The 23,100-nt window shown below is 62.5% G+C and carries 20 protein-coding genes and 2 pseudogenes; 16 read left to right on the forward strand and 6 right to left on the reverse strand.

Annotation, left to right across the window (positions count from 1 at the left end):
- The first annotated feature begins 29 nt into the window (after positions 1-29).
- The 6 genes and pseudogenes from DAES_RS04005 to DAES_RS04025 all read left to right on the forward strand — a co-directional run bounded on the left by DAES_RS04005 (position 30) and on the right by DAES_RS04025 (position 3,598).
- Positions 30-428 carry a Fur family transcriptional regulator gene (locus DAES_RS04005; RefSeq protein WP_013513753.1) on the forward strand — a complete coding sequence of 133 codons (399 nt, stop codon included), beginning with the start codon at positions 30-32 and terminating at the stop codon, positions 426-428.
- 351 nt (positions 429-779) lie between these two features.
- Positions 780-1,352 carry a rubrerythrin gene (rbr, locus tag DAES_RS04010; protein WP_013513754.1) on the forward strand — a complete coding sequence of 191 codons (573 nt, stop codon included), beginning with the start codon at positions 780-782 and terminating at the stop codon, positions 1,350-1,352.
- A gap of 18 nt (positions 1,353-1,370) precedes the next feature.
- Positions 1,371-1,760, forward strand: coding sequence for a desulfoferrodoxin (locus tag DAES_RS04015; RefSeq protein WP_013513755.1), 390 nt, complete (start codon positions 1,371-1,373; stop codon positions 1,758-1,760).
- A 75-nt stretch (positions 1,761-1,835) separates the two neighbouring features.
- Positions 1,836-2,060 (forward strand): annotated as a pseudogene (locus DAES_RS17920) (rubredoxin); the annotation flags it as partial.
- Between the two features lie 87 nt (positions 2,061-2,147).
- Positions 2,148-2,297, forward strand: a pseudogene (locus tag DAES_RS17925) (rubredoxin); the annotation flags it as partial.
- 98 nt (positions 2,298-2,395) lie between these two features.
- A complete protein-coding gene (locus DAES_RS04025; RefSeq protein WP_013513757.1) occupies positions 2,396-3,598 on the forward strand; it encodes an FprA family A-type flavoprotein in 1,203 nt (400 codons plus the stop codon).
- Positions 3,599-3,718: 120 nt separating this feature from the next.
- Here the strand turns inward: DAES_RS04025 and DAES_RS04030 are convergent, their stop codons facing one another.
- From DAES_RS04030 to DAES_RS04045, 4 genes are all read right to left on the reverse strand, one after another.
- Positions 3,719-4,174, reverse strand: coding sequence for a YaiI/YqxD family protein (locus DAES_RS04030; RefSeq protein ID WP_013513758.1), 456 nt, complete (start codon positions 4,172-4,174; stop codon positions 3,719-3,721).
- Between the two features lie 6 nt (positions 4,175-4,180).
- A complete protein-coding gene (locus DAES_RS04035) occupies positions 4,181-4,396 on the reverse strand; it encodes a YwbE family protein (protein WP_013513759.1) in 216 nt (71 codons plus the stop codon).
- 74 nt (positions 4,397-4,470) lie between these two features.
- Positions 4,471-4,992, reverse strand: a complete 522-nt coding sequence (locus DAES_RS04040) for a hypothetical protein (protein ID WP_013513760.1) — start codon at positions 4,990-4,992, stop codon at positions 4,471-4,473.
- Between the two features lie 77 nt (positions 4,993-5,069).
- On the reverse strand, positions 5,070-6,128 hold the full coding sequence (locus DAES_RS04045; protein ID WP_013513761.1) for an OmpA family protein: 1,059 nt from the start codon (positions 6,126-6,128) through the stop codon (positions 5,070-5,072).
- Between the two features lie 242 nt (positions 6,129-6,370).
- Between DAES_RS04045 and rfaD the strand changes: the two genes are divergently transcribed.
- Genes rfaD through DAES_RS04070 form a run of 5 tightly spaced genes read left to right on the forward strand, consistent with a single transcriptional unit; the run spans position 6,371 to position 13,083 of the window.
- A complete protein-coding gene (gene rfaD, locus DAES_RS04050) occupies positions 6,371-7,351 on the forward strand; it encodes an ADP-glyceromanno-heptose 6-epimerase (RefSeq protein ID WP_013513762.1) in 981 nt (326 codons plus the stop codon).
- 13 nt (positions 7,352-7,364) lie between these two features.
- Positions 7,365-9,755: an LPS-assembly protein LptD gene (locus DAES_RS04055; RefSeq protein WP_013513763.1), complete on the forward strand. Its 2,391-nt coding sequence runs from the start codon at positions 7,365-7,367 to the stop codon at positions 9,753-9,755.
- Positions 9,755-11,680, forward strand: a complete 1,926-nt coding sequence (mutL, locus tag DAES_RS04060; protein ID WP_013513764.1) for a DNA mismatch repair endonuclease MutL — start codon at positions 9,755-9,757, stop codon at positions 11,678-11,680. The genes DAES_RS04055 and mutL overlap by 1 nt, the downstream gene beginning before the upstream one ends.
- A gap of 3 nt (positions 11,681-11,683) precedes the next feature.
- The gene (gene alr, locus DAES_RS04065) at positions 11,684-12,838 is read left to right on the forward strand and encodes an alanine racemase (RefSeq protein ID WP_013513765.1); all 1,155 of its coding nucleotides are present in this window, start codon (positions 11,684-11,686) and stop codon (positions 12,836-12,838) included.
- Positions 12,839-12,861: 23 nt separating this feature from the next.
- Positions 12,862-13,083, forward strand: a complete 222-nt coding sequence (locus DAES_RS04070; protein WP_013513766.1) for a hypothetical protein — start codon at positions 12,862-12,864, stop codon at positions 13,081-13,083.
- Between the two features lie 86 nt (positions 13,084-13,169).
- Here DAES_RS04070 and DAES_RS04075 read toward each other — a convergent pair whose 3' ends face one another.
- Complete coding sequence (locus DAES_RS04075) at positions 13,170-14,837, reverse strand: methyl-accepting chemotaxis protein (protein WP_013513767.1); 1,668 nt, start codon at positions 14,835-14,837, stop codon at positions 13,170-13,172.
- A gap of 339 nt (positions 14,838-15,176) precedes the next feature.
- On the opposite strand from DAES_RS04075, the gene DAES_RS04080 reads away from it, so the two are divergent.
- The 4 genes from DAES_RS04080 to DAES_RS04095 all read left to right on the forward strand — a co-directional run bounded on the left by DAES_RS04080 (position 15,177) and on the right by DAES_RS04095 (position 20,041).
- Positions 15,177-16,958, forward strand: a complete 1,782-nt coding sequence (locus DAES_RS04080) for a HAMP domain-containing sensor histidine kinase (RefSeq protein ID WP_013513768.1) — start codon at positions 15,177-15,179, stop codon at positions 16,956-16,958.
- 49 nt (positions 16,959-17,007) lie between these two features.
- Complete coding sequence (locus DAES_RS04085) at positions 17,008-18,246, forward strand: inorganic phosphate transporter (RefSeq protein WP_013513769.1); 1,239 nt, start codon at positions 17,008-17,010, stop codon at positions 18,244-18,246.
- A 41-nt stretch (positions 18,247-18,287) separates the two neighbouring features.
- Positions 18,288-18,962: a DUF47 domain-containing protein gene (locus DAES_RS04090; protein WP_013513770.1), complete on the forward strand. Its 675-nt coding sequence runs from the start codon at positions 18,288-18,290 to the stop codon at positions 18,960-18,962.
- A 389-nt stretch (positions 18,963-19,351) separates the two neighbouring features.
- Entirely contained in the window at positions 19,352-20,041 is a 690-nt protein-coding gene (locus DAES_RS04095) for an HD-GYP domain-containing protein (RefSeq protein ID WP_013513771.1), read from the forward strand.
- A gap of 56 nt (positions 20,042-20,097) precedes the next feature.
- Here the strand turns inward: DAES_RS04095 and ilvD are convergent, their stop codons facing one another.
- Complete coding sequence (gene ilvD, locus DAES_RS04100) at positions 20,098-21,759, reverse strand: dihydroxy-acid dehydratase (RefSeq protein ID WP_013513772.1); 1,662 nt, start codon at positions 21,757-21,759, stop codon at positions 20,098-20,100.
- 268 nt (positions 21,760-22,027) lie between these two features.
- Here ilvD and DAES_RS04105 point away from each other — a divergent pair, with 268 nt between their 5' ends.
- Positions 22,028-23,095: an IS110 family RNA-guided transposase gene (locus DAES_RS04105; protein WP_013513773.1), complete on the forward strand. Its 1,068-nt coding sequence runs from the start codon at positions 22,028-22,030 to the stop codon at positions 23,093-23,095.
- Positions 23,096-23,100 lie beyond the last annotated feature (5 nt).

Consider the following 23,100-nt stretch of genomic DNA (forward strand, 5'->3'; position numbering starts at 1 on the left):
CATTATTATGATCGGAACGGAGGTGGCCCATGGTGGCTAATATGGGTTTTCGGCTGTCCAAGCAGCGCAAGGTGATTCTTGAGGAACTCAGGAAGGTGACGTCACACCCCACGGCGGACGAGGTGTACGACATGGTGCGCAAAATCATTCCGCGCATCAGCCTTGGCACCGTGTACCGCAACCTGGAGTTTTTGTGCACCAAGGGGCTGGCCATGAAGCTTGGCGCTCCCGGCGCGCAGAAGCGGTTCGACGGCATGGCGGAGCCGCACCCGCACATCCGTTGCGCAATTTGCACCAACGTGGTCGATGTAGAATGCGATGTGATCCTGCCGCAGATTCCGAGCGAGTGCGCCGCAGGGTATGATATCCTGAGCACCAACGTGGAGTTTGTGGGCATCTGCCCCCAGTGCCAGGCAGCCCGCCAATAGTCGCTCAAATGCCCGTCAGGGGCGACCCTGCCTCCCCGCGAGGGAGGACAGAGTACAGCGCCCGAAGAACCGGGCGGCCCGCGTCACCGTGGGCCGCCCGGTTTTTCGGTGTGCGGGGGGAAGATTTCTTTGGCGCGCGGGTTGACAGTGCGCGTTCTTCTATGTAGTAATAATTCTCATGAAGTCGATAGCCATTCGATATTACAGGAAAGGCAGCGTGCTGACATGAAGCGAATTGGTGGTTTTTGTGAAAAAGTGCCGCTTGGCGGTGTACATTGTCCCTCCATGTGCTATGTTTCGGCTTAATGGGAAAGTTCTCTCTTGTTAATAATGAAAGACCAGGAGGATAACGTGTCGCTCAAAGGAACCCGTACCGAGAAGAATCTGCTCATCGCCTTTGTGGGCGAGTCGCAGGCCCGCAACAGATACACCTACTTCGCCAGCAAGGCCAAGAACGAAGGATACGTCCAGATTTCCAAGATATTCGAGGAAACGGCCAACCATGAGAAGGAACACGCCAAGCGGCTCTTCAAGTTCCTTGAGGGTGGCGAGGTGGAGATCACCGCATCCTTCCCGGCGGGCGTCATCGGCTCCACCCTGGAGAACCTCAGGGAGGCCGCCGCTGGTGAGAACCATGAATACACCGAGATGTACCCGGAGTTCGCCAAGATCGCCCGCGAGGAGGGCTTCCCGGCCATTGCGGCGGTCATGGAGCACATCGCCATCGCCGAGAGATATCACGAGGAGCGCTACAAATCCCTCATCGCCAATATCGAGAACAACCGCGTGTTCACCAAAGACAGTCAAATCGTCTGGCGGTGCCAGAACTGCGGATACAATCACACCGGTGTGTCCGCCCCTGACCGTTGCCCGGCTTGCGACCATCCCCAGGCCCATTTCGAGATCAAGGACACCAACTGGTAAACCCAAAGGAGCTGCCATATGGGCATCAAACTCGGTGAAGTCTACAAGTGTAACGTCTGCGGAAACATCGTCATGGCCATCCACGAAGGCAAGGGCGACCTCGTCTGCTGCGGGGAGGACATGAAGCTGATGAAGGAAAACACGGTCGACGCCGCCGTGGAGAAGCATGTGCCGGTCTGGACCAGGGACGGCGACAAGATCACGGTCAAGGTCGGTTCCGTGGCCCATCCCATGGAAGAGAAGCATTACATCGAATGGATCGAGGTCATGGTGGGCGACACCGTGATGACCAAGCTGCTCAAGCCCGGACAGGCCCCGGAGGCCGAGTTCTGCATCTGCGGGCTCAAGGGCGACGTGTCGGTCCGCGAGTACTGCAACATCCACGGTCTCTGGGCTGCCAAGAAATAGGCGCAGCCGGACCAGAAATATAGTGGGAGGGCGGACCGCACGGTCCGCCGCCTTCTCCCGCGCCCCGGAGGCGGCATGGCCCGATCCACCACCCGTCCGGAAGACCTGTGGCAGTGCCAGACGGTGAATTGCGGATTCATCTACAACCCCGACAGGGGCGACCGCAAGGGGCGGATTCCCAAGGGGGTTCTTTTCGAGGACCTGCCCGATACCTGGAGATGCCCGGTCTGCGGCGGCACCAAGCGGTGCTTCAGGCCGCTCGTTGGTCCGGGTTCCACCATGGCGGATTGCGAATTGCCTGTGCAAACCGGCGCGGCCACGTTGACAGCCAGGGCCGCTGCTGCAAAAGTGACTGATCAAAAGGAGACAGACCCCATGCAGAAATACGTGTGCGAGATTTGCGGCTATGTGTACGACCCGGCCCAGGGCGACCCGGACAGCGACATCCCGGCTGGCACCAGCTTTGACGACCTGCCCGACGACTGGACCTGCCCGGTCTGCGGCGCGACCAAGGAAAACTTCGTCCCCGAAGCCTGATCCCGACAGCCCGAATCACCGGGCAGGAGGCGCGCGCCGTTTGGTCCGCGCTTCTTTTTGACACAACGGTTGACCGACCGTTCAATGTGGAGTGAGACATGAGACCTGTTCAGCTAAAAGACGGTGTGTACTGGGTCGGGGTCGTGGACTGGAACCGTCGAAATTTCCACGGCTATTCCAAGTCACCCATGGGCACGACCTACAACAATTTCCTCATCCTCGACGACAAGGTGACCCTGGTGGACACCGTGGCCGAGGAGTTCTGGGGCACCCTCCAGTGCAATGTGGCCCAGGTTCTGGGCGCGGACCGGAAGATCGACTATTTTGTCATCAATCACCTGGAGCCGGACCACGCGGGCTGCCTCGCCCTGGCCATTGAGAAATACCGGCCCGAGAAAATTTACACCTCGCCCATGGGCCAGAAGGCCATGATGGCCCACTTCCACTATAAAGACTGGCCGGTCGAGGTGGTGCCCACCGGCAGCTCCATCAGCCTGGGCAAGCGCACCCTCAAGTTCATCGAGGCGCGCATGCTCCACTGGCCCGACTCCATGCTGACCTATTGCCCGGAAGACAGGATTCTTTACTGCAACGACGCCTTTGGCCAGAACTGGGCCACCAGCGAACGCTGGGCCGACGAGGTGGACCGCCATACCCTTGAGGAGCTGATGAAGGCTTACTACGCCAACATCGTGCTGCCCTACTCGCCGGTGGTGCTCAAGATCCTGGCCGCGCTGGCCGAGATGAAGCTTGAGATCGACATGATCTGCCCGGACCATGGGCTGATGCTGCGCGGCGACGATGTGCCCTGGGCCATTGCCAAGTACATCGAGTATGCGGAACAGAAGCCGAAGAACCGGGCCGTCATCGTCTACGACACCATGTGGCACTCCACCGAGAAGATGGCCGGGGCCGTGGCCAGCGGACTGGCCGACGCGGGCGTGTCCGTGCGCATCATGTCCATGAAGGCAAATCATCACTCCGAGGTCATGGCCGAGGTGTTCGACGCCGCTGCCGTGATTTTTGGCTCGCCCACGCACAACAACGGCATCCTGCCGCTCATGGCCGACATGCTGACCTACATGAAGGGGCTGCGGCCCCAGAACAAGATCGGCTCGGCCATTGGCTCGTTCGGCTGGTCCGGCGAGTGCACCAAGATCCTGACCCAGTGGATCGAGGACATGGGCATGGAGCTGGTGGCCCCGGTCAAGGTCAAAAACGTGCCTGATCACGAGGCCCTGGCCCAGTGCTATGAACAGGGCAAGGCCATAGCCGAGGCCATCAAGGCCAAGCTCAATTAAACCACTCCCCGAAAGTCAACTGAAGAAGCCCGGTTCACCCGAACCGGGCTTCTTTCATAACCCTGCCGGAGGCACCCCTGGGGTCCAGAGGCCTCTTTCTTGTGCAATTGCTGCCGGTTGTCAGCCCTGCTTCTCGCAACGGGTCAGGAACCGGTCGAGCTGGTTGGTGAATTCCTGCTTGTCGCGCGGGCCGATGGGCGCGGGGCCGCCGGCGACCATGCCTGCGCCGCGCAGCTCCTCCATGAGGTTGCGCATGCGCAGCAGTCCCTTGATGTTGTCCGGGGTGTACAGCTCGCCCCTGGGGTTCAGGCCGGTGGCACCCTTGTCCACGATGCGGTCGGCCAGGGGGATGTCGGCGGTCACCACCAGGTCTCCTGTTTCGGCCAGCCGCGCGATCTCGTCGTCCGCCTCGTTGAACTTGTTGCCGACGCGGACCGTGTCGATGAGCGGGGAAACAGGCACGGCGAGCGGGGTGTTGGCCACCAGCGTCAGCCGCACGCCCCGGCGCATGGCGGTCTTGTAGAGCACGTCCTTGATGACCACCGGGCAGGCGTCGGCATCAACCCAGATGCGCATGCGGCCTCAGCCTGCCTGTCCGGGAGTGTGGACCAGGATGTGCTTGACCCGGCCCACCTGGCCGTTGGTCAGGCGGACCTTGATGCCGTGGGGATGGGTGGGGGATTTGGTCAGGAGCGCGGCGACGGTGCCACGGGTGAGGGCGCCGGTGCGCTGGTCCTTTTTCAGGACGATGTCCACGGTCATGCCGGGCGCGAGGTTCTTGCGTATGGTGCCTTCCATGGATCTCCGGACGGCCTGCGCGGCCAAAAAAAAGCGGGCGCGTGGCCCGCTTTTCTTCGTGGTGGAAAAAGTGGCTATTGCCAGGAGCCTTGTTTGAAACTGAAGATGTGCCGGTTGGGAATGACCGCCACCGGGATGAACTGGGCGGTACGGCAGAGGTCGGGCGAAGTGGCCACGGCCTCGAATATCCGCTCTTTGTAGAAGAGGACTCCCACATAGGGGATGGTGGTGGACGAGGAGCGGCGCACATTGCAGACCAGGGATTCGCTGTCGATGGTATGGAAGCGGGCGCGGTAGGTGCCGTTGGACTGCCGCTCGATCTGCATGCGGCTGCGGGAGAGATTGTGGTTCTGGTTGAGGGAGCGGACCTTGGATTTCGCGAAATTGGAAAAGTCGGCGTGTTTCTTGACGAGGTCCTCATCAAGGTAGGTCGGGAGGTTCGCGGAATTCACGGGCGTGTTCGACGGTGCGGCCACGGCCACATCGATGGTCTGTGTGACAACCACATCTCCCGGCTCCTCGGCCAGAACGCGGGGAGCGAGAGCTGTCACGACCAGGGCCACAGCCAGGATGGAAAAAAGAATGTGTTTATGCATGGCGTTATGTTCTCTGGCCTGCGTGAGGCCGGGTATCGGTCGGGCGGCGGCGCCGCCCGACCGAAAGAACCATAGCCTTACTTGGTCTGAATTTCAACCCTGCGGTTGAGCTTGCGGCCCTCGGAAGTGGCGTTGTCGTACTTGGGCGACAGTTCGCCATAACCCTTGGACTCCAGGCGGGACGTGTTCACGCCGTTGGCGACCATCCATTCACGGACGGAACCGGCGCGGCGCTCGGACAGCCCCTGGTTGTAGGCATCGGGGCCGGTGGAGTCGGTGTGTCCCGCGATGATGTAGGAGGCAGAGGGATTCTCGTCCAGAATGATCTTGGCCTGTTCGAGCACCGGGATCATCTCGTCGGTGATCTGGTACTTGTCAAAGCCGAAGTGCAGGCTGAAGGTGATGGTTTCCTTGCCCATGGTATCGACCGGAGCCGCGACCGGAGTCACGACCGGGGCGTCGGCCACGTTGCTGTAGAAGACATCCCTGGCGTACTGGTCCATGGCGCCGGGGGCGGTCAGGGAGGTGTAGTCGGCCACCACGGTGCAGGAGGAGAGGGCGCGGACATCGTCGATGATCATCTGGCCCTTGGCGTGGTCCGCGAAGCTGACCACATGGATGCACAGCTTGTTGCCGTACTTGGCGTAGAGCGCACGGGCCTGGGCCACGGGGTCGGCACCCAGGTTGGAGAGGCCGTCAGTGAACATGATCAGCGCGGTGGTGCCGCGGAGGCCGGCGATGACCGGGTCGAGGTCGATCAGGCCGTTGCCCATGGGGGTGAGACGGTTGAAGATGTCGAAGTCGGTGTTGATCGAGCCGATGGCGTTGCTCATGGCCGCCTTGTTGTAGAGACCGGGCTGCAACTTGGCCTCAAAGGGGGCGAAGAGGAACAGGGAGGCGTTGTAGTCCAGATTGGGAATGACCTTGTTCATGGCCTGCATGGTCTCGATGGCCATGTCGATCTTCTTGGTGTCCAAGGTCTTGTGCTTCTGGGCCATGGAGCCGGATTGATCGAGGAAGAAGATGAAGTTGTCAACATCCTTGACCATCTTTGCGCTGGCCGTGGTGGCGAAGGCAAAGGTCAAGGTCAGTACCGCAGCGAGAGCCAGTAAAAGCAGTTTCTTGGATTGTCTCATGATATAACTCCTTTAGAGATTTATGTGACCAAGTAGGTAGGTGGCGTGAGGGCTGCCAACAACATTATATATGCTTAATGGCTGAATGGTGCAAGGGGTTGACATAAGATTGTTCGGTAATAGGTAAAAAATCCGTTGGGCAGATAGGTGGTGTCGCAGGTTGCGTCCTGGCCGTGAAATCAGTATAAAGAAGCGTTTACCGCTCGTGTTGGCGGCGTTTTCAGCGCAGACAAGGAGATCGCATGTATATAGTCACCGGCGGCGCAGGGTTCATCGGCAGCGCCATGATCTGGAAGCTCAACCAGCTCGGCATCGACGACATCCTGGTGGTGGACAATCTGTCAACCAGCGACAAGTGGAGCAATCTCGTTGGGTTGCGCTACGAAGACTACCTGCATCGCGACCAGTTCCTCAAGTTCGTTCTCGAAGGCGACGACCCCTTCGACACCCAGGCGGTCATCCACATGGGGGCGTGCTCGGCCACCACGGAGCGCGACGCCGACTTCCTCATGGAGAACAACTACCGCTACACGCAATACGTCTGCCGCCATTGCCTCGCCCACGATGCCCGGTTTATCAACGCCTCAAGCGCGGCCACCTACGGCGACGGCGAGTGGGGGTTCGACGACGGCCACGAGGGCATCGACCGGCTGCGGCCCCTGAACATGTACGGCTATTCCAAGCAGCTCTTCGACCTCTGGGCCAGCAAGGGCGGCATGCTCGACCGCATCGTCAGCCTCAAGTTCTTCAACGTCTACGGCCCCAACGAGTATCACAAGGACGACATGCGCAGCGTCATCTGCAAGGCCCACAGGCAGATCACCGAGACCGGCCAGCTCAAGCTCTTCAAGTCCTACCGCGAGGAATACCCCGACGGCGGGCAGAAACGCGACTTTGTCTACATCAAGGACTGCGTGGACATCATGGCCTGGTTCCTGGCCAATCCTGACAAGAACGGCATCTTCAACATCGGCACCGGCACGGCCCGGACCTGGAACGACCTGGCCCGCGCCGTGTTCGCGGCCATGGACCGGGAGCCGGTCATCGAATACATCCCCATGCCCGAATCCATCCGCGACAAATACCAGTATTTCACCGAGGCGAGGATGGACAAGCTGGCCGCCGCCGGATGTGATGTGGTCATGACATCCCTTGAAGACGGCGCGGCGGATTACGTGCGCAACTATCTCAGCCGGGACAACCCGTATCTTCTTTCAAGGTAGGTCGAGGTTTTTTTTGAAACGTACAGCGAAGCACATAGGGTTGCTGGGGTGCCTCGCGGCAGCCCTCATCCTGTGCCTGCCCTGGACACTGCTGGGCAAGAACCCCCAGCTCGACCGGGTCAGGCGGTATGTGCCCGAGACCCCTGTCAAGGAACCGGACCTCGACGAGTGGACCTTCTCGGCGGACCGCGTCAGCGGCGACCACACCAGCGAGTATGTGGAGGCGTTTGGAAACTGCACCCTGGCCCTGGGCGACAACCAGTTGCGCGCCGATTTCGCCCGCTATTATCAGGCCACGGGCTGGGTCTTTCTCAAGGGCAATGTGCGCGCCCAGTGGGGCGGCGACTTTCTCCAGGCCGACGAGGGCGAGTTCGACCTCAACACCATGACCGGCTGGCTCAAGAACGGCAGGCTGTTCATGGCCAAGCCCCATGTCTATGTCGAGGCCGAGCGGGTGGCCAAGACAGTGGGCGATACCTATACCTTCAAGAATGCCAAGGTCACGGCCTGCGACGGTGAAAAGCCCGCCTGGTCCGTGACCAGCGAGGAGGGCGAGGTGCAGATCGACGGCCGCGTCAAGCTCTACCGCTCCGCCTTCCGCATCAAGGACGTGCCGGTCTTCTACTGGCCCTACATGTCGCTGCCCGGACGCAAGGCCCGTCAGTCGGGCTTCCTGCCTCCGAGCATCTCGTCGAGCGACAAGCTTGGCATGCAGGTCAACCTGCCATACTACTGGGTCATCAGCGACGAGGCGGACGCCACCTTTTACCAGAATTTCATGAGCCGCCGGGGCTACATGCAGGGCTTCGAGTTCCGCCATTCCGAGGATTCGGCCACCAAGGGGGTGTGGCAGGTGGACGCCCTCAAGGACAACATCCGGGCCGTGAGCGAGGCTGACGAGTGGAAGGACTACCGGGGCGACGGCATGGCCCGGCCCAACCGCAGCCGGTGGTGGGTGCGCAGCAAGTACGACGGCTGGCTGGGCAGCACTGATCTGAAGGTCAAGCTCGACCTCGACGTGGTTTCGGACCAGAACTACCTGCGCGACTTCCAGAAGGGGCCCAACGGGTATGACAGCGTGAGCCAGGAATTCCTCGACACCTTTGGTCGCGACATCGACAAGAAGGACAGCGCCACGCGCACCAGTGTGGCCTATGCCAGCCGCAGCTGGGACCGGTTCGGGGCCACGGGCGCCCTGACCTATGTGGAGAACCTCGCCTTCATGAACGGCAATGGCCGCGACCAGGACAACACCACGGTCCAGACCCTGCCCGAGCTGAACCTCTTCGGCTTTCAGCAACAGATTCCCGGCACGCCGCTGGAAGTCTCGGCAGACGCCAAATACGACTATTTCACGCGCAACATGGGCGACACCGGCCACCGGGTGCGCCTGACCCCGGAGGTCAAGCTGCCTGTCAAAACCGACTATGTCACCTTCATCCCGTCCCTGTCCGGCGATCTGACCTCCTACGATCTGACCCGGCGCGAGGGATACGGCAACCAGACCGTGGTGGACGACGGCGGGCGCACCCAGTACATCGACACCAACGCCACCAAGAGCGGCTTCCAGGCCCGCAATAGCTGGGGCGCGGGGTTCAGCGCCTTCAGCGAGATGACCAGGGTCTTCACCCTGTCCGACGAGGTCCGGCCCGATCCGGGGCTGGCCGGCACGTCGAAGTGGACGCGGCTCAAGCATTCCGTCGTTCCCAGGGTGGAGTACGGCTACACGCCGACCATCACCGGCCAGGACGAACTGCCCTATTTCGACCGCTTCGACCGCATCCAGGGGCGCAACGAGGTCACCTATTCCCTGACCAACGTGCTCGACAGGCGGCGCGACACCGTGGTCCTCTCGCCCGGCAGCGGGGAGGAGCCGCAGGTCTCCACGGTCTCGGACTACCTCGACTTCCTGCTCTTCAGGGTCGAGCAGTCCTATGACCGCAAGGAGGCCACCCGCAACGACGAGCTGGCGGTCTACAAGCGCAGGCCGTACTCGGACCTGATGACCGAGGTGGTGGTCAAGCCGGAAAACTTCATCGACCTCGTCAGCCGCGTCTGGTTCTCGCCCTACAAGACCAGCCTGACCCAGAACGAGAACTACGTGCGCCTGCACCAGGACGGGCTGGGCGAGATCACCCTGGGCTACGACTATCTGGTCAAGATCGACGAGTACAAGCGGTACCGCGACAACACCATGTCCATCGTCTCCCTTGGCGCCAAGTGGGAGTTGAACGACACCCTGACCCTGAACGCCAAGTACCGCCACGACTTCAACAGCGAGCGCGATCTGGAGCGCACCTTGGGCCTCTCCTGGGCTGCGGACTGCTACATCATGCATGTGTCGGTCACCCAGAAATCCAGCGACACCCGCTTTGAGATCGGCTTCGACCTCTTCAACTTCTGATGCCAGACACCCATGAAATACGTGTCCTGCCTCCGGGGCTGAAGAACCAGATCGCGGCGGGCGAGGTGGTGGAGCGGCCCTCAAGCGTGGTCAAGGAACTGGTGGAGAACAGTCTCGACGCCGGGGCAACGCGTGTGGACGTGACCGTGGAGCAGGGCGGGCGCGGCCTGATCGTGGTCCAGGACAACGGGCGCGGCATCGCGGCGGCTCAGCTTGAGCTGGCCGTCACCCGCCACGCCACCAGCAAGCTGCGCACCTTTGAAGATCTTTCGGCCATCGCCTCCTTTGGCTTCCGGGGCGAGGCGCTGCCCAGCATCGCCTCGGTCTCGCGGTTCACCATGATCTCCAGGGAGCAGGGCGCGGCAGACGCCGCCTTTATCGAGGTGCGCGGCGGCGAGGTGGCTGGCCGGAGAATTGCCGCCCTGGCCGCCGGCACCCGCGTCGAGGTCCGCGAATTGTTTGCCAACACCCCGGCCCGGCTCAAGTTCCTCAAGGCCGAGTCCACCGAGAACAAGCGCTGCCAGGACACGCTCATGCGCATCGCCCTGGCCCATCCCGGCTGCGGGTTCTCCCTGACCGTGAACGGACGCGAAGTCTTCAGGCTCCCGGCGGATCAGGATCTGGCGACCCGGTTGCGCACCTTCTGGCCGCCTTCGGCGTGTGAAGGGCTCGGCCCGTTCGATTTCGAGCGCCTGGGCTACCGCGCCCATGGCGTGGCCGGGTCTCCGGCCATGGCCCAGAGCCGGGGCGACCGCATCCTGCTCTACGTCAATGGCCGCCCGGTGCAGGACAAGCTCATGCTCGGCGCGGTGCGCCAGGCGTACAAGGGGATGCTCCTTTCCCGCGAGTATCCCCAGGCGGTCCTTTTTCTCGAACTGCCGCGCGATGAAGTGGACGTGAATGTCCACCCGGCCAAGCTGGAAGTGCGCTTCATCGAGGAGAGCCGCGTCTTTTCGACCATCCGGGGTGGCATTGTCCAGGCGCTCGCCGTTCTGACCGATCAAGGCCGAGGGTATTTAGGTCCGGACAGTGGCCCGGACAGCGACCAGAGGGACCGCCGTGACGTTTCCGGCGCATACAGGCAGGATGACCGCCCGGATTACGGGCACCGCTCGCCGTCCGGCCCTGTCGGCCATGACGCCCCGTCCTTTCGCGAGAACGGCCAGAAATTTCCCTCCTACCGCGAGTATGCGGCCTTTGCGAGCCGTCCCGTACCCATGGACCTCGGTCCGGGTCGTGGAGGACTGGCCGGAGCCGACCCCGATCATGCGCCGGGGTATTCGTCGGAGCCTGATCCTGGGCTTGACCCCGCCCGCTTCAACGTGACCGACGCAGCCCGCCCCGCGCCCCTGGCCGGAACCGATTACGTCTACCTTGGTCAGGTGGCCGACACCTATCTGGTGCTGCGGCGCGGCCAATCGCTGGTGCTGGTGGACCAGCACGCAGCCCACGAGCGGGTGTTGCTGGCCGCCATGCGCCGCGAGCGGACCCGTGGCGACTCCCAGCCCCTGGCCCTGCCCCTTGAAATGGACCTGCATCCGAGCGAGGCCGAGACCCTGGACGGGCTGCGGGACGGCTTGCGCGCCATGGGATTCATCCTTGAAACCCGCGAGGCAGGCGAGTCGGGCGCTTCGGCGGCGCACAGGCTGCTGGTGCGCGGCATCCCGCCCACGCTGGATACGGGCCGGGCCAGGGAGTATCTGGCCGACGCCCTGGCCGCCAGGGCGCGCACCCTGGACGATCTGTGGACCATGATGTCGTGCAAGACGGCCATCAAGGCCGGGCAGCCCCTGGCCGTGGACGAAGCCCTGGCGCTCCTCGATGTCTGGCTGCGCACCCCTGAGCGGGAATACTGCCCCCACGGCAGGCCCGTGGTGGTCTCCTGGAACCCCCAGGAGCTGGAAAAACTCTTCAAACGGAAATAGACGATGATCGACTACAACAAGATCCAGGTCGAAATATCCCTCGACAACCTGGCGGCCAATGTCCGCCGCTTTCAGGGGGTGTGCGGCACCGTCATCCCGGTGATCAAGTCCGACGCCTATGGCCACGGGCTGGCCGAGGTGACGCGGACGCTGGCCGCCGAGGGCGCGACCACCCTGGCCGTGGGCTACGTCAACGAGGCGGTCAAGCTCCGTTGCCTGGGCTGGACCGGGCGCATCCTGGCCCTGCTCGGCCCGGTGGACGAGGCGGACGCGGCGGCCCTGTGGGAGCACGACATCCTGGCCGCCATCGCCAATATGGACCAGCTCTCGCGTGTGGCCGGGGCCGCCCGGACCAGGGGACGGCTCGACATTTGCCTGAAATTCGATACCGGCATGCGCCGCCTCGGTTTCCGGCCCGAGGGGCTGGCCGCGTTGGTGGACGCCCTCAGGGCGAATCCGGCCCTGGTGCCGGTCATGGCCAGCACCCATCTCGCCTCGGCGGACGTGCCGGAGCATGAGGCCAACGTGACCATGCAGGCGGGCCGGTTCCAGTCCGTGCTCGACGGGCTGGAGCAGGCCGGATACCAGGTCGAGGCGAATATCGCCAACTCTGCCGGGGCCATGGCCCACAAGGCGTGCCGCATGGACAGCATGCGCCTTGGCATCGCCATGTATGGCGGCAACCCTTTCCACGGCACCTCCTGGGAGGAGAGGGGGCAGGGACTTCTGCCGACCATGCAGGTCTCGGCCCCGGTGCTCCATGTCCACACCCTCAGGCAGGGCGAAGGCGTCAGCTACGGCTGGACCCATGTGGCCGGGCGTGACTGCGAGGTGGCCGTGGTGGGCGTGGGGTATGCCGACAACTACAGCCGGTCCCTGTCGAGTCGCGGCTTCATGAACATCAAGGGGTATCGCGTGCCCATCCTTGGACGGGTGTGCATGCAGATGACCGTGGTTGACGTGACCGGCCTAATGGGCGAAGGATTGGCCGGCGAGCTTGGCGACGGGCCGGGCGTCAGGCCGGGCGATCAGGCCTGGCTGCTGGGCGGTCCCGCGCCGGGAACCATCACCCCGGAAGACCTGGCCGGGTGGTGGGGCACCATACCCTACGAAGCTTTCTGTCTGCTCGGAATGAACCCGCGCAGCTACGGCAAATAACTTTCAGCGCAAGGAGTACCGCGATGCCCGCAGTGCAGGATGACGAATGGACCATGGCCGAGAGCTATACCGTGGCCGACCTGGAGGCCCAGGGAATCAGCCCCAAGTGGCTTGAGCGCAAATGGATGAACGTGGCCGACGACATGGCCCTCGTCCCGGAGAACAATGTCCGGGTCATTGAGGAAAACGACATTGTTCGTGTCGAGGTGTCCGTGTATCTCATGGAGTGCATGCGCGGCTTCTGACCGCTGCCGGAGATTCGGAGACTGTCATCCGGAGACAGGAATCAAGGGGAGACGCGCCGTGGCGCGTCTCCCCTTGCTGTTTGCCGCTAGAACCGCTCGAAATCCCCATCCGAACCGGCATCAAGGCTCAGGGTCACGCCGCCGTTGGTCGGCTTGGCCCGTGCCGTGGCCTTGGCCTGCCCGGCCTGGGGCAGCTGCGGAGCGGGGCGGGTCCGCTTGACGGTCTGGACCTGACGGGCATTGTCGAGCTTGAAGAAGGAGATGGACTCCTGAAGCTGCTCGGCCTGGGCGCTCATTTCCTCGGCGTTGGACGCGGTTTCTTCGGACACCGAGGCATTTTGCTGGATGATGGTGTCCAGATCCTGGATGGCCCGGTTGATCTGGGACGCGCCCGCATCCTGCTCGTGGCTGGCCGTCGAGATTTCCTGGATCAACGAGGCGGTGCGCTGGATGTCCGGGACCATCTTGTTAAGCATGGTCCCGGCCTTTTCTGCCACCTGCACGCTCGATGAAGACAGTTCGCTGATCTCGCCCGCGGCGGTGCCGCTGCGCTCGGCCAGCTTGCGCACCTCAGCCGCGACCACGGCGAACCCCTTGCCGTGTTCACCAGCCCTGGCCGCCTCGATGGCCGCGTTGAGGGCCAGCAGGTTGGTCTGGCGAGCGATTTCCTCGATGATGGAGATTTTTTCGGCGATGAGCTTCATGGCGCTCACGGTCTGGCCCACGGCTCTGCCGCCTTCCTCGGCGTCCGAAGACACGGATCGGGCGATTTTTTCCGTTTCTGCCGCGTTTTCGGCATTCTGGCGGATGTTGGCGGCCATCTGTTCCATGGACGAGGAAATTTCCTCGACCCCGGCGGCCTGCTGGGTGGCCCCCTGGGACAAGGTCTGCGAGGTGGAGGCGAGCTCCTCGGCCCCGGCGGTGACATTGCCCGAGGCAATCTGCACGTCCGTGACCACAGAACGCAGCCGGGAGACCATCTCGTTGAGCGCCGCAGCGAGCCTGCCCACCTCGTCATTCTGCTCGATGGGGATGTCCCTGGTCATGTCGCCCTCGGCCATGGCCCGCGCAAATTGCATGCTCAGGGACACGGGCGCGGTGATGGTGCGCGCTATGATGAAGGTCATGACCCCGCCGACGATCAGACCGAAGAGGACGGTACAGATCAGAAAGGTCAGGTTCCGGCTGTAGATGGCCGCTGCGCTGGCGGCATCGTCGCTCGCATGGGTAAGGATGATGTCGGTGAGTTTGTCGAGGTGGTCGCGCATGGCCTCGTACTTGACCGCCGCCTCGCCGAGGCTCAGTGCCTCGGCTGCCTTGCGGCTCTCCTCGGTGCCTGCGGCAAATCCTGCGAGCACCTGACGCGAGATGGGTTCCCACACGCCCAGGGCGGTGTTGAACTGCGGGATGATGGCCTGCTCCTCGGGCGATGTGGCCTTGGCAGCGTATTTGCCGAACCGCGTCTTGGTCTGGCCGAGGTTGTCCTCGTAATCCTTTATCTGTTTCTTGAAGGCGTCCGATCCCGGCTCGGCAAAGGCGAGGGAGCGCTCGGCCACCAGGAGCTGGTGCAGGTCGCGGTCCGCTTCGAGCAGCAGGTTCATGCCGGGCAGGCGGATGTCGAAGACATCTTCCAGGTTGCCGTTGATGGCGCGGTTGCCCATGACCCCGACCAGGCCGGAGGCGGCGAGCAGGACGGCGAGCAGACCGAAAATCAGAGCGAGTTTTGTACCGATGCGGATGTCTTTCAGGCGCATGGAATGCATTCCTCCTAGGCCGTATTGGGTGGTTCTCCGGGATGGCTCCGTTGGCGCGTTTCTGGATTTATACTCTCCCTTTATGCCAGTGGCAGGCGAACAGGAATTATAAATTCATGATAAAAGGGTGACCACGACGCTTGAAAACAGGAGCGGGGCATTCGTCACATGATTGCCACAATTGTCTGATATGCTTGCCAAAAGGTATTGTCACAGAACCGTAACACGATAGAGCGTTACAATTTGGTGACGATCATGTTACAGAGCGCGGGCGCCGTGTGGCGGGGCCCGTCAGGACATCCGGCACACCCGGCAACGGACAAAACGAGGGCAACGGGAATGAAGCTGCGTTCCTTTCAAATGCGCATTCTGTTGTGGACCTGGGCGCTCCTGCTCGTGGTTCTGGCGGTGGTGTTCTTCTACACCACCAGCATTGTTGGCAGCGAGTTGGTGCGCGAGACCGAGCGGCGGTCGCTCAACGAGCTTGAGACCCTCAAGTGGCTGATGGAGAACCATCGGCCCTTTGGGTCGGAAGAGGAATTCGCGGGCTGGGTGGACGCCATTGGGCTGAGGCTGGGCACCCGGGTCACCTTCATCGTCGGCGGCAGGGTGGTGGCCGACTCCGACGTGCCCTACGCCGAACTGGGCGGGGTGGAGGACCACAGCACCAGGCCAGAAGTGCTGGCCGCCATGCACAGCGAGCGCGGCACAGACATGCGCTACTCAGGCACCGTGCACACGGACATGCTCTATGTGGCCCAGCAGGTGGAGGCCGCGGCCGGGATGCCCGCCGGGGTGCTGCGGCTGGCCGTGCCCATCTCCAAGGTCAACGCGCGGCTGGCCATGCTGCGCGAGAATTTTTCCTGGATATTCTTCGTCACCCTGATCTGCGCGGGCGTGGTCAGCGCGCTCATGTCGCGCAACATGAGCCGCGACATCACGGCTTTTTCCGAACTGGCGCGGGCCATCGGCGAGGGCGACTACGCCAAGCGGCTGCGCGCCCTGCCCGGCGGAGAGTTCAAGCCCCTGGCCCAGTCGGTCAACGCCATGGCCCAGTCCATCGAGCGCAACGTGCGCGTCATCGAGGACCAGAAGGGCCAGCTCCAGGCCGTGTTCGACGGCATGCGCGAGGGGGTCATGACCATCGACACTGAAGGTCGCATCGAGTCCTACAACGGCGCGCTGGACGAGATGTTCAACCTGCCCGCCACCACCGTGGGCCGCACCCCCATCGAGGTCACCCGCAGGCTGGAGATACAGGATCTGGCCGACAGGCTGCTGGCCGACCGCGAGGTGAGCGAGGGCGGCGTCCAGATAGATCTGCTCGACTCGCGCACCGTGGAGGTCAGCGGGGTGCCCTTCTTCGACTACAAGGGCGTGCGCAAGGTCATTCTTGTCTTCTACGACATCACCGAGATGAAGCGCAGCGAGAAGGGCCTCAAGGACTTCGTGGCCAACGCTTCCCATCAGTTGCGCACGCCGCTGACATCCATCAAGGGGTACTCCGAAACCCTGCTCGACAATCCTCCGGCAACGCCCGAAGGGGGCCGCCAGTTCCTCGAAATCATCCTCAAGAACGCCGACCACATGGACAAGGTCATCTCAAGCATGCTCGCCCTGGCTCGATCCGAGCAGGTGGGCGAGGCGCTGGCCCTTGCCCCGGTCTCCGGGCGCGAGAGCATGGACCGGGCCGTGGCCGATGTCACCCCCTGGGCAGGAGAGCGCAACATCACCCTGCGAAGCCGGACGCCTGAAAGCGAGATGCTCGTCATGGCCGAGCCGGACGGGCTGCTGCACGTCTTTCACAACCTGCTCAACAACGCGGTCAAGTACAGCCCCGAGGGCGGGGTGATCACGGTCAGCGCCGAGGACGACGGCGAGTCCATCGTCTTCTGTGTCGAGGACCAGGGGCCGGGCATCTCGCGCGAACACAGCATCAAGGTCTTCGAGCGGTTCTACCGCGTGGACGAGAACACCATCGACGGTTCCGGCAGCTCCGGACTGGGGCTGGCCATCTGCCGCCGCATCGTGCGGAATTTCGATGGCGAGATATGGCACGACGGCTATGGAGAGGACATCAGGGGAGCGCGGTTCTGCTTCCGTCTGAACAAACCGGCTTGAACGGGCCGGATCACCCTCTAACCAACTCCCTCGCAAGAGGGGCCATGCAATGGATATCTACGACCTTTTCTTCTATCTGTCTCTGGGAGCGGGCTTTCTCATGGCCTTCAACCTGGGAGCCAACGATGTGGCCAACTCCATGGCCTCGGCTGTGGGCGCGCGGGCCATCTCCGTGCGCCAGGCCGTGTTCATCGCCAGCATCCTGAACTTCGTCGGCGCGGTGTTCATGGGCTCGCACGTGACGGCCACGGTGAGCAAGGGGATCATCAACTCCTCGGCCATATCAGACCCCAAGCTGATGATGATAGGGATGTTCTCCGCCCTGCTGGCGGCGGCGCTGTGGGTGCTTGTGGCCACGCTCACCTCGCTGCCCGTCTCCTCGACCCACTCCATCGTCGGGGCGATCATGGGGTTCGGGCTGGTGGCGGGCGGGCCGGACGTGGTCAACTGGCTGAAGATGGGCGGCATTGTCCTCTCCTGGATCATCTCCCCGTTCTTTGCCGCCATCATCGCCTTCTCGGTCTTCTCCCACATCCGAAAATACATCCTCTACAAGCACCACTTCATCGAGCAGGCCAAGCGATGGGCCCCCATCTGGGCTGCCTTTACCATCCTGCTGATCGCCCTCTCTTTTCTCTACAAGACCCCAGCTGGCAAGTCGCTTGACCTGCATTGGGTCACGGCCTTGGTCATTGCCGCTGCCCTGGGCCTGCTGACCTGGCTTGGCACGCGCGTGCTCGTCGGCAGGATGGTTATGGATCAGGAAGAGGGTGCAGAAGGGGTGGAGCGGGTGTTCCGGCGGATGCAGGTAGGCACCTCCTGTTACGTGGCCCTGTCCCAGGGGGCCAACGACGTGGCCAACGCCATCGGCCCGGTGGCGGCCATCTACCTGATCGCCAAGGAGCATCAACTCTACTCCCAGGCGGACATCCCCATTTCCATGCTTATACTCGGCGGACTGGGCATCGCTTTTGGCATCAGCCTGCTCGGCCACAAGGTCATGGCCACCGTGGGCGAAAAGATCACCACCCTGACCAACACGCGCGGCTTTGCCGTGGATTTCGGCGCGGCCTCCACCGTGCTGATCGCCTCCAACCTCGGCCTGCCTGTCTCCACCACCCACGCGGCTGTGGGCGGCGTGGTCGGCGTGGGGCTGGCGCGCGGGTTCAAGGCCGTGGATTTCCGCGTGCTGTTGCGCATCGTGGCCTACTGGGTGGCCACCGTGCCCATCGCGGCCCTGACCAGTATCATTTTCTTTGTGCTGCTGAAGTGGTTGTGTTACAGCTAGGCTACGCTAATCTCTGAATAAACGTTCGCGAGGATAGACATATGTTCATCAGAATGCCGTTTTTTGGTCTGCTTTCCAAGAGAGATCCCATGGAAGGACTCGTCGAGCACTACAACAAGATCGCCGAGTGCATCGCCACCATCGACGAGTCGCTCGAATGCTATCTTGGCGGCGGGATGTGCCGTGAATTCGAGGAGTTGACCAGGACCATCGACGAGATCGAGAATCACGCAGACATCATCAAGCGCAACATCCGCAACCACCTGCCCAGGGGCGTCTTCATGGCCGTGGAGAAACCCCTGTTCCTGAGCTACACCAAGAGCCAGGACAACATCCTGGACTCGGCCCAGGACGCGCTCCACTGGCTGGCCATGCGCAAGGTGGAGATTTCCGAGGATATCCAGAAGGATCTCATCTTTCTGCTCGACGCGGTGGAGCGGACCACGATTTTGCTCGGCCCGGCCCTTGATGCCACCATTGCCCTGGTCAATGGCGAATCCCTGGACCGCGAAGGCACCAAGAACCACTATTGCAAGGTGCGCTTCGAGCGCGAGAATGTCCGCACCCTCAAGAATGAACTCCAGAAGGCGGTCTACGCCAAGGACATTGAGTTCAAGGACATCTATCAGCTCCTGCACTTCATCGACTGCCTTGACGACATGGCCCACAATACCGAAAACTGCGCCGACTTCCTGCGGGCCATGATCGCACGCTAGCCGGCCCTGCCCCGACATGAGTGAAACCGCCCTGTCCGCTAGCCGGACAGGGCGGTTCTGCGTTTCGCGGCCCGTGTCTTGCCGGATATCAGGCTCCGGGCTTATCTCCCATTGCGCCCTTTCTTTCCTCCATTTTCCGTCGCCGGGGCCCAGCGTCCCATCCAACCACCCCCGCCTGTCGGCTTGTCCTGCCGCGCTCTGTGTCGCCATCGCGCCGGTTGCAAATTGCCAGCTAGCGCAAGAGGCTGTTCCGCTGCGAGAAATATATTGATATTGATTTTCAAAATCGATATATCAGTCTTCCAAACGATGCGGGGAAGGGGCTGCCCGCCTGTACCGACCAGGAAATTTCAGGGAGACGCATATGCAGGAAATGGGTGGTGATCGTGATGAATGAAGAGGCATTGCTCAAGGCAGGAGCACTCGGGGCGGTACAGGCCGGGCAATGCGGGTCGTCGGCCCATTTCGTGACCACCATCCTGCACCAGTTCGCCGAGTCCCTGGGCTTTGCCATAGACGCCAAGGACCAGAGCACCCGGATGCATTCGGACGAGGTGGCCAGGATATCCCAGGTGCTGGCCCTGACCATGGGGCTGTCCGGCACCGAAGGGCAGATCATCCATGTGGCCGGGCATCTGCACGACATCGGCAAGATCGGCGTGCCTGACGCGGTGCTCGGCAAGTGCGGCACCCTGACCCCTGCCGAGTGGAAGGCCATGCGCAGGCACCCGCAGGCCGGGGCCGACATCTTGCGCCCTGTGGCCGCCCTGAGCAATCTCGGCGTGGTGGATATGGTCCTGTTTCATCACGAGCGGTACGACGGGGCGGGCTACCCGCACGGTCTCAAGGGGCTGGCCATCCCGCTGGGCGCGCGCATCATCGCTCTTGGCGACACGCTCTCGGCCATGCTCCAGGATCGCCCCTATCGCAAGGCGCGCACCTTTGACGCGGCCCATGACGAGATCATCCGCTGCTCCTGCAGCCAGTTCGACCCGCGCGTGGTCGAGGCGTTCCGCGAGTCTGCGGGCAAGCTCGAATCCCTTGTGGAAAACGGCGCGGGCAAGACCCTGGCCGCATAAGAAAGGCCGACCGGAACCATGTCCGGTCGGCCCAGGGAAGGCTGTGTCGCGGGCCGCTACCGCTCGAAGACCGCGCCCCTGGATGCGGAGGTGACGAGCCGGGCGTAGCGGCGCAGGAACGGGGAAGCAATTTCCTTGACCACGGGCGTGTAGGTCTTGCGCCGCGCTTCAAGCTCGGCGTTGTCCACCAAAAGGGTGATGGACCGGGCCGGGATGTCGATGGCGATCCTGTCACCGGTCTGGATCAGCCCCACCGGGCCGCCCGCCGCCGCCTCGGGCGAGACATGGCCGATGGCCGCGCCGCGCGTGCCGCCTGAGAACCGGCCATCCGTGATCAGGGCCACCGAGCCGCCAAGACCCATGCCGGAGATGGCCGAGGTGGGCGTGAGCATTTCGCGCATGCCCGGGCCGCCCTTGGGGCCTTCGTAAAGCACCACCACCACGTCGCCGGGCTTGATCTCGCCGCCCAGAATGGCCTGCACGCTTTCCTCCTCGGAGTGGAACACCCTGGCCGTGCCCGTGTTGACCATCATCTCCGGGGCCACTGCCGACTGCTTCACGCAGCAGCCCTCGGGCGCGATGTTGCCGTAGAGGATGGCGATGCCTCCTTCCTCGGAATAGGGGGTGTCGATGGGCCGGACGATGTCGTGATTGGTGACCTTGGCGCCGAGATCCTTGAGGTTTTCGCCCAGGGTCTTGCCGGTGACGGTCATTACGTCGAGGTTGAGCAGGCCGCGCTTGACCAGCTCGCTCATGACGCCGGGGATGCCGCCCGCCTCGTTCAGGTCTTCCATATAGTGCGGGCCTGCCGGGGAGAGCTTGCACAGGTTGGGCGTCTTTCTGCTGATCTCGTTGAACATTTCCAGGCTCAGGTCGAGGCCTGCCTCGGCAAAGAGGGCGGGCAGGTGCAGGGTGGTGTTGGTGGAGCAGCCAAGGGCCATGTCCATGGTCACGGCGTTGTGCACGGATTTCGCGGTCACGATGTCGCGCGGGCGGATGTTGCGCGCAAGCATTTCCATGACCTGCATGCCGGTGTGTTTGGCCAGGCGTATCCTGGCCGACATGACCGCCGGGATGGTGCCGTTGCCCGGCAGGGCCAGGCCGATGGACTCGGACAGACAGTTCATGGAGTTGGCCGTGAACATGCCCGCGCACGAGCCGCAGGTGGGGCAGGCGGATTCTTCGAGCACGGTCAGCTCGTCCTCGTTCATGGACCCGGTCTTGACCCGGCCCACGCCCTCGAAGACCGTGATCAGGTCCGCGCTCTTCCGGCGTCCGGCCAGCATGGGTCCGCCGGAGACGATGATGGCCGGGATGTTCAGGCGCAGGATGGCCATGAGCATGCCGGGCACGATCTTGTCGCAGTTGGTGATGCAGACCAGGGCGTCAAAGGGATGGGCCGTGGCCATGATCTCCACCGAGTCGGCGATGATCTCGCGGCTGGGCAGGGACATTCGCATGCCTTCGTGGTTCATGGCCAGCCCGTCGCAGACGCCGATGGCCGGGAACTCCATGGGCGTGCCCCCGGCGTGGCGGATGCCGTCCTTGACGGCCCTGGCGATGGTGTGGAGATGGACGTGGCCGGGGATGATTTCGTTGGCGGCGTTGCACACGCCGATGAGGGGGCGGTTGAGTTCCTCTCTGGTCAGGCCGGTCGCGTAGAGGAGCGAGCGGTGGGGGGCTTTTTCCAGCCCGCCGGTCATGATCTTGCTGCGCATGGGGTGACTCCTTCGTTGGTCGAAATGCGGACGGTTACTTCACCGCCAATGGCAGCGCCTGTCAACTCATAATGGGGATGCGGGGGATGAGATGGGGAAGGGGGAGAGAGTCGGTCGAACCTGCGGTTCTCCCTCCAAGTTTATTGATTGCCCTCCCGGCGGGGTTACTTTCTTTTGCTGCCCCAAAAGAAAGTAACCAAATACCATGCTGGCCTTACCTGAGGTAGTCTGAGTTTGAACGACAACTTAGAACCGCAGGAGGCACAGCATGGCAAAGTATTCAGTATCACGAATCAGCGATTTTCTGGAAGCGTTTGAAGGCCGGGAGATTCACGTCGGCGTGGACGTTCACAAACTCAGTTATCATGTGGCGGTGCGTCGCGAGGATGGGGCTTGTGAGACATGGGTAGCGCCTGCCAAGCCATATGATTTGGTCCTGGCGTTGCTCGAATTGGGGCAGCCAATAGCACAGGTCACTTATGAATCCGGCCCAACGGGTTTTGGGCTATGTCGGGCCATGGAAGAGGCTGGCATAGATTGCTGCGTGGTTGCCCCGAGCAAGGTTCCCCGTGCTGTGGTTGCGGGGTCAAAGACAGATCGGTTGGACTGTATCAAACTGGCCGACTATGCCGCCAAGGGCATGCTTAAGGGGATCGCCGTGCCTACTCCTGCCGAGGAAGGAGAGCGCAGCCTGATTCGCCGCAGGTCGCAGATTGTCGACAACATCCGCCGCGCCAAGTTACGGATCAAGTCGTTGCTGCTTTACGTCGGCGCGGAGGAGCCGCCAGGGCTATCGCAGTGGTCCGGGCAAGCCGTTGGGAGACTGTCGACTCTTCAAATCGAGCCTGCCGCCAAGTTGACGCTGGACAGCCTGTTGCGCGAGTTGTCTTGGCAGAAGGTGGAGCTAAAAGAGATCGAGGCGACTCTGTCCATGATCATGGTAAAACGGCATGAAGAGGCTATGAAGCGGCTGCGGACGGTCCCCGGCGTCGGCCCGACGGTCGCCACCACGTTTTTGCTGGAGGTCTTTCGTCCGGAGCGTTTTCAGTGTCATGAACAGGTCGTGTCGTATCTCGGTCTTGCGCCGACGGTTCGCCAAAGTGGTGAGCGATCATCACGCGGCCGACTTGTTCCTGTCGGACAAAAACGATTGCGAAGCCTCCTGGTCGAATCCGCTTGGATATGGCAGGCAAAAGTTCCTAAAATCAAAGAACGTTACAACCAGCTTGTCGCAAAAACAGGAGTGCCGCAAAAAGCCATTGCAGCCATAGCTCGCCTCCTGGCAATCGTTTTATGGCGTTTGAGTCTTTCGGGCCGTTGTTATCAAAGTTCATAACCTGA

Source organism: Pseudodesulfovibrio aespoeensis Aspo-2 (assembly GCF_000176915.2).
GTDB classification, from domain to species: Bacteria; Desulfobacterota; Desulfovibrionia; order Desulfovibrionales; family Desulfovibrionaceae; genus Pseudodesulfovibrio; species Pseudodesulfovibrio aespoeensis.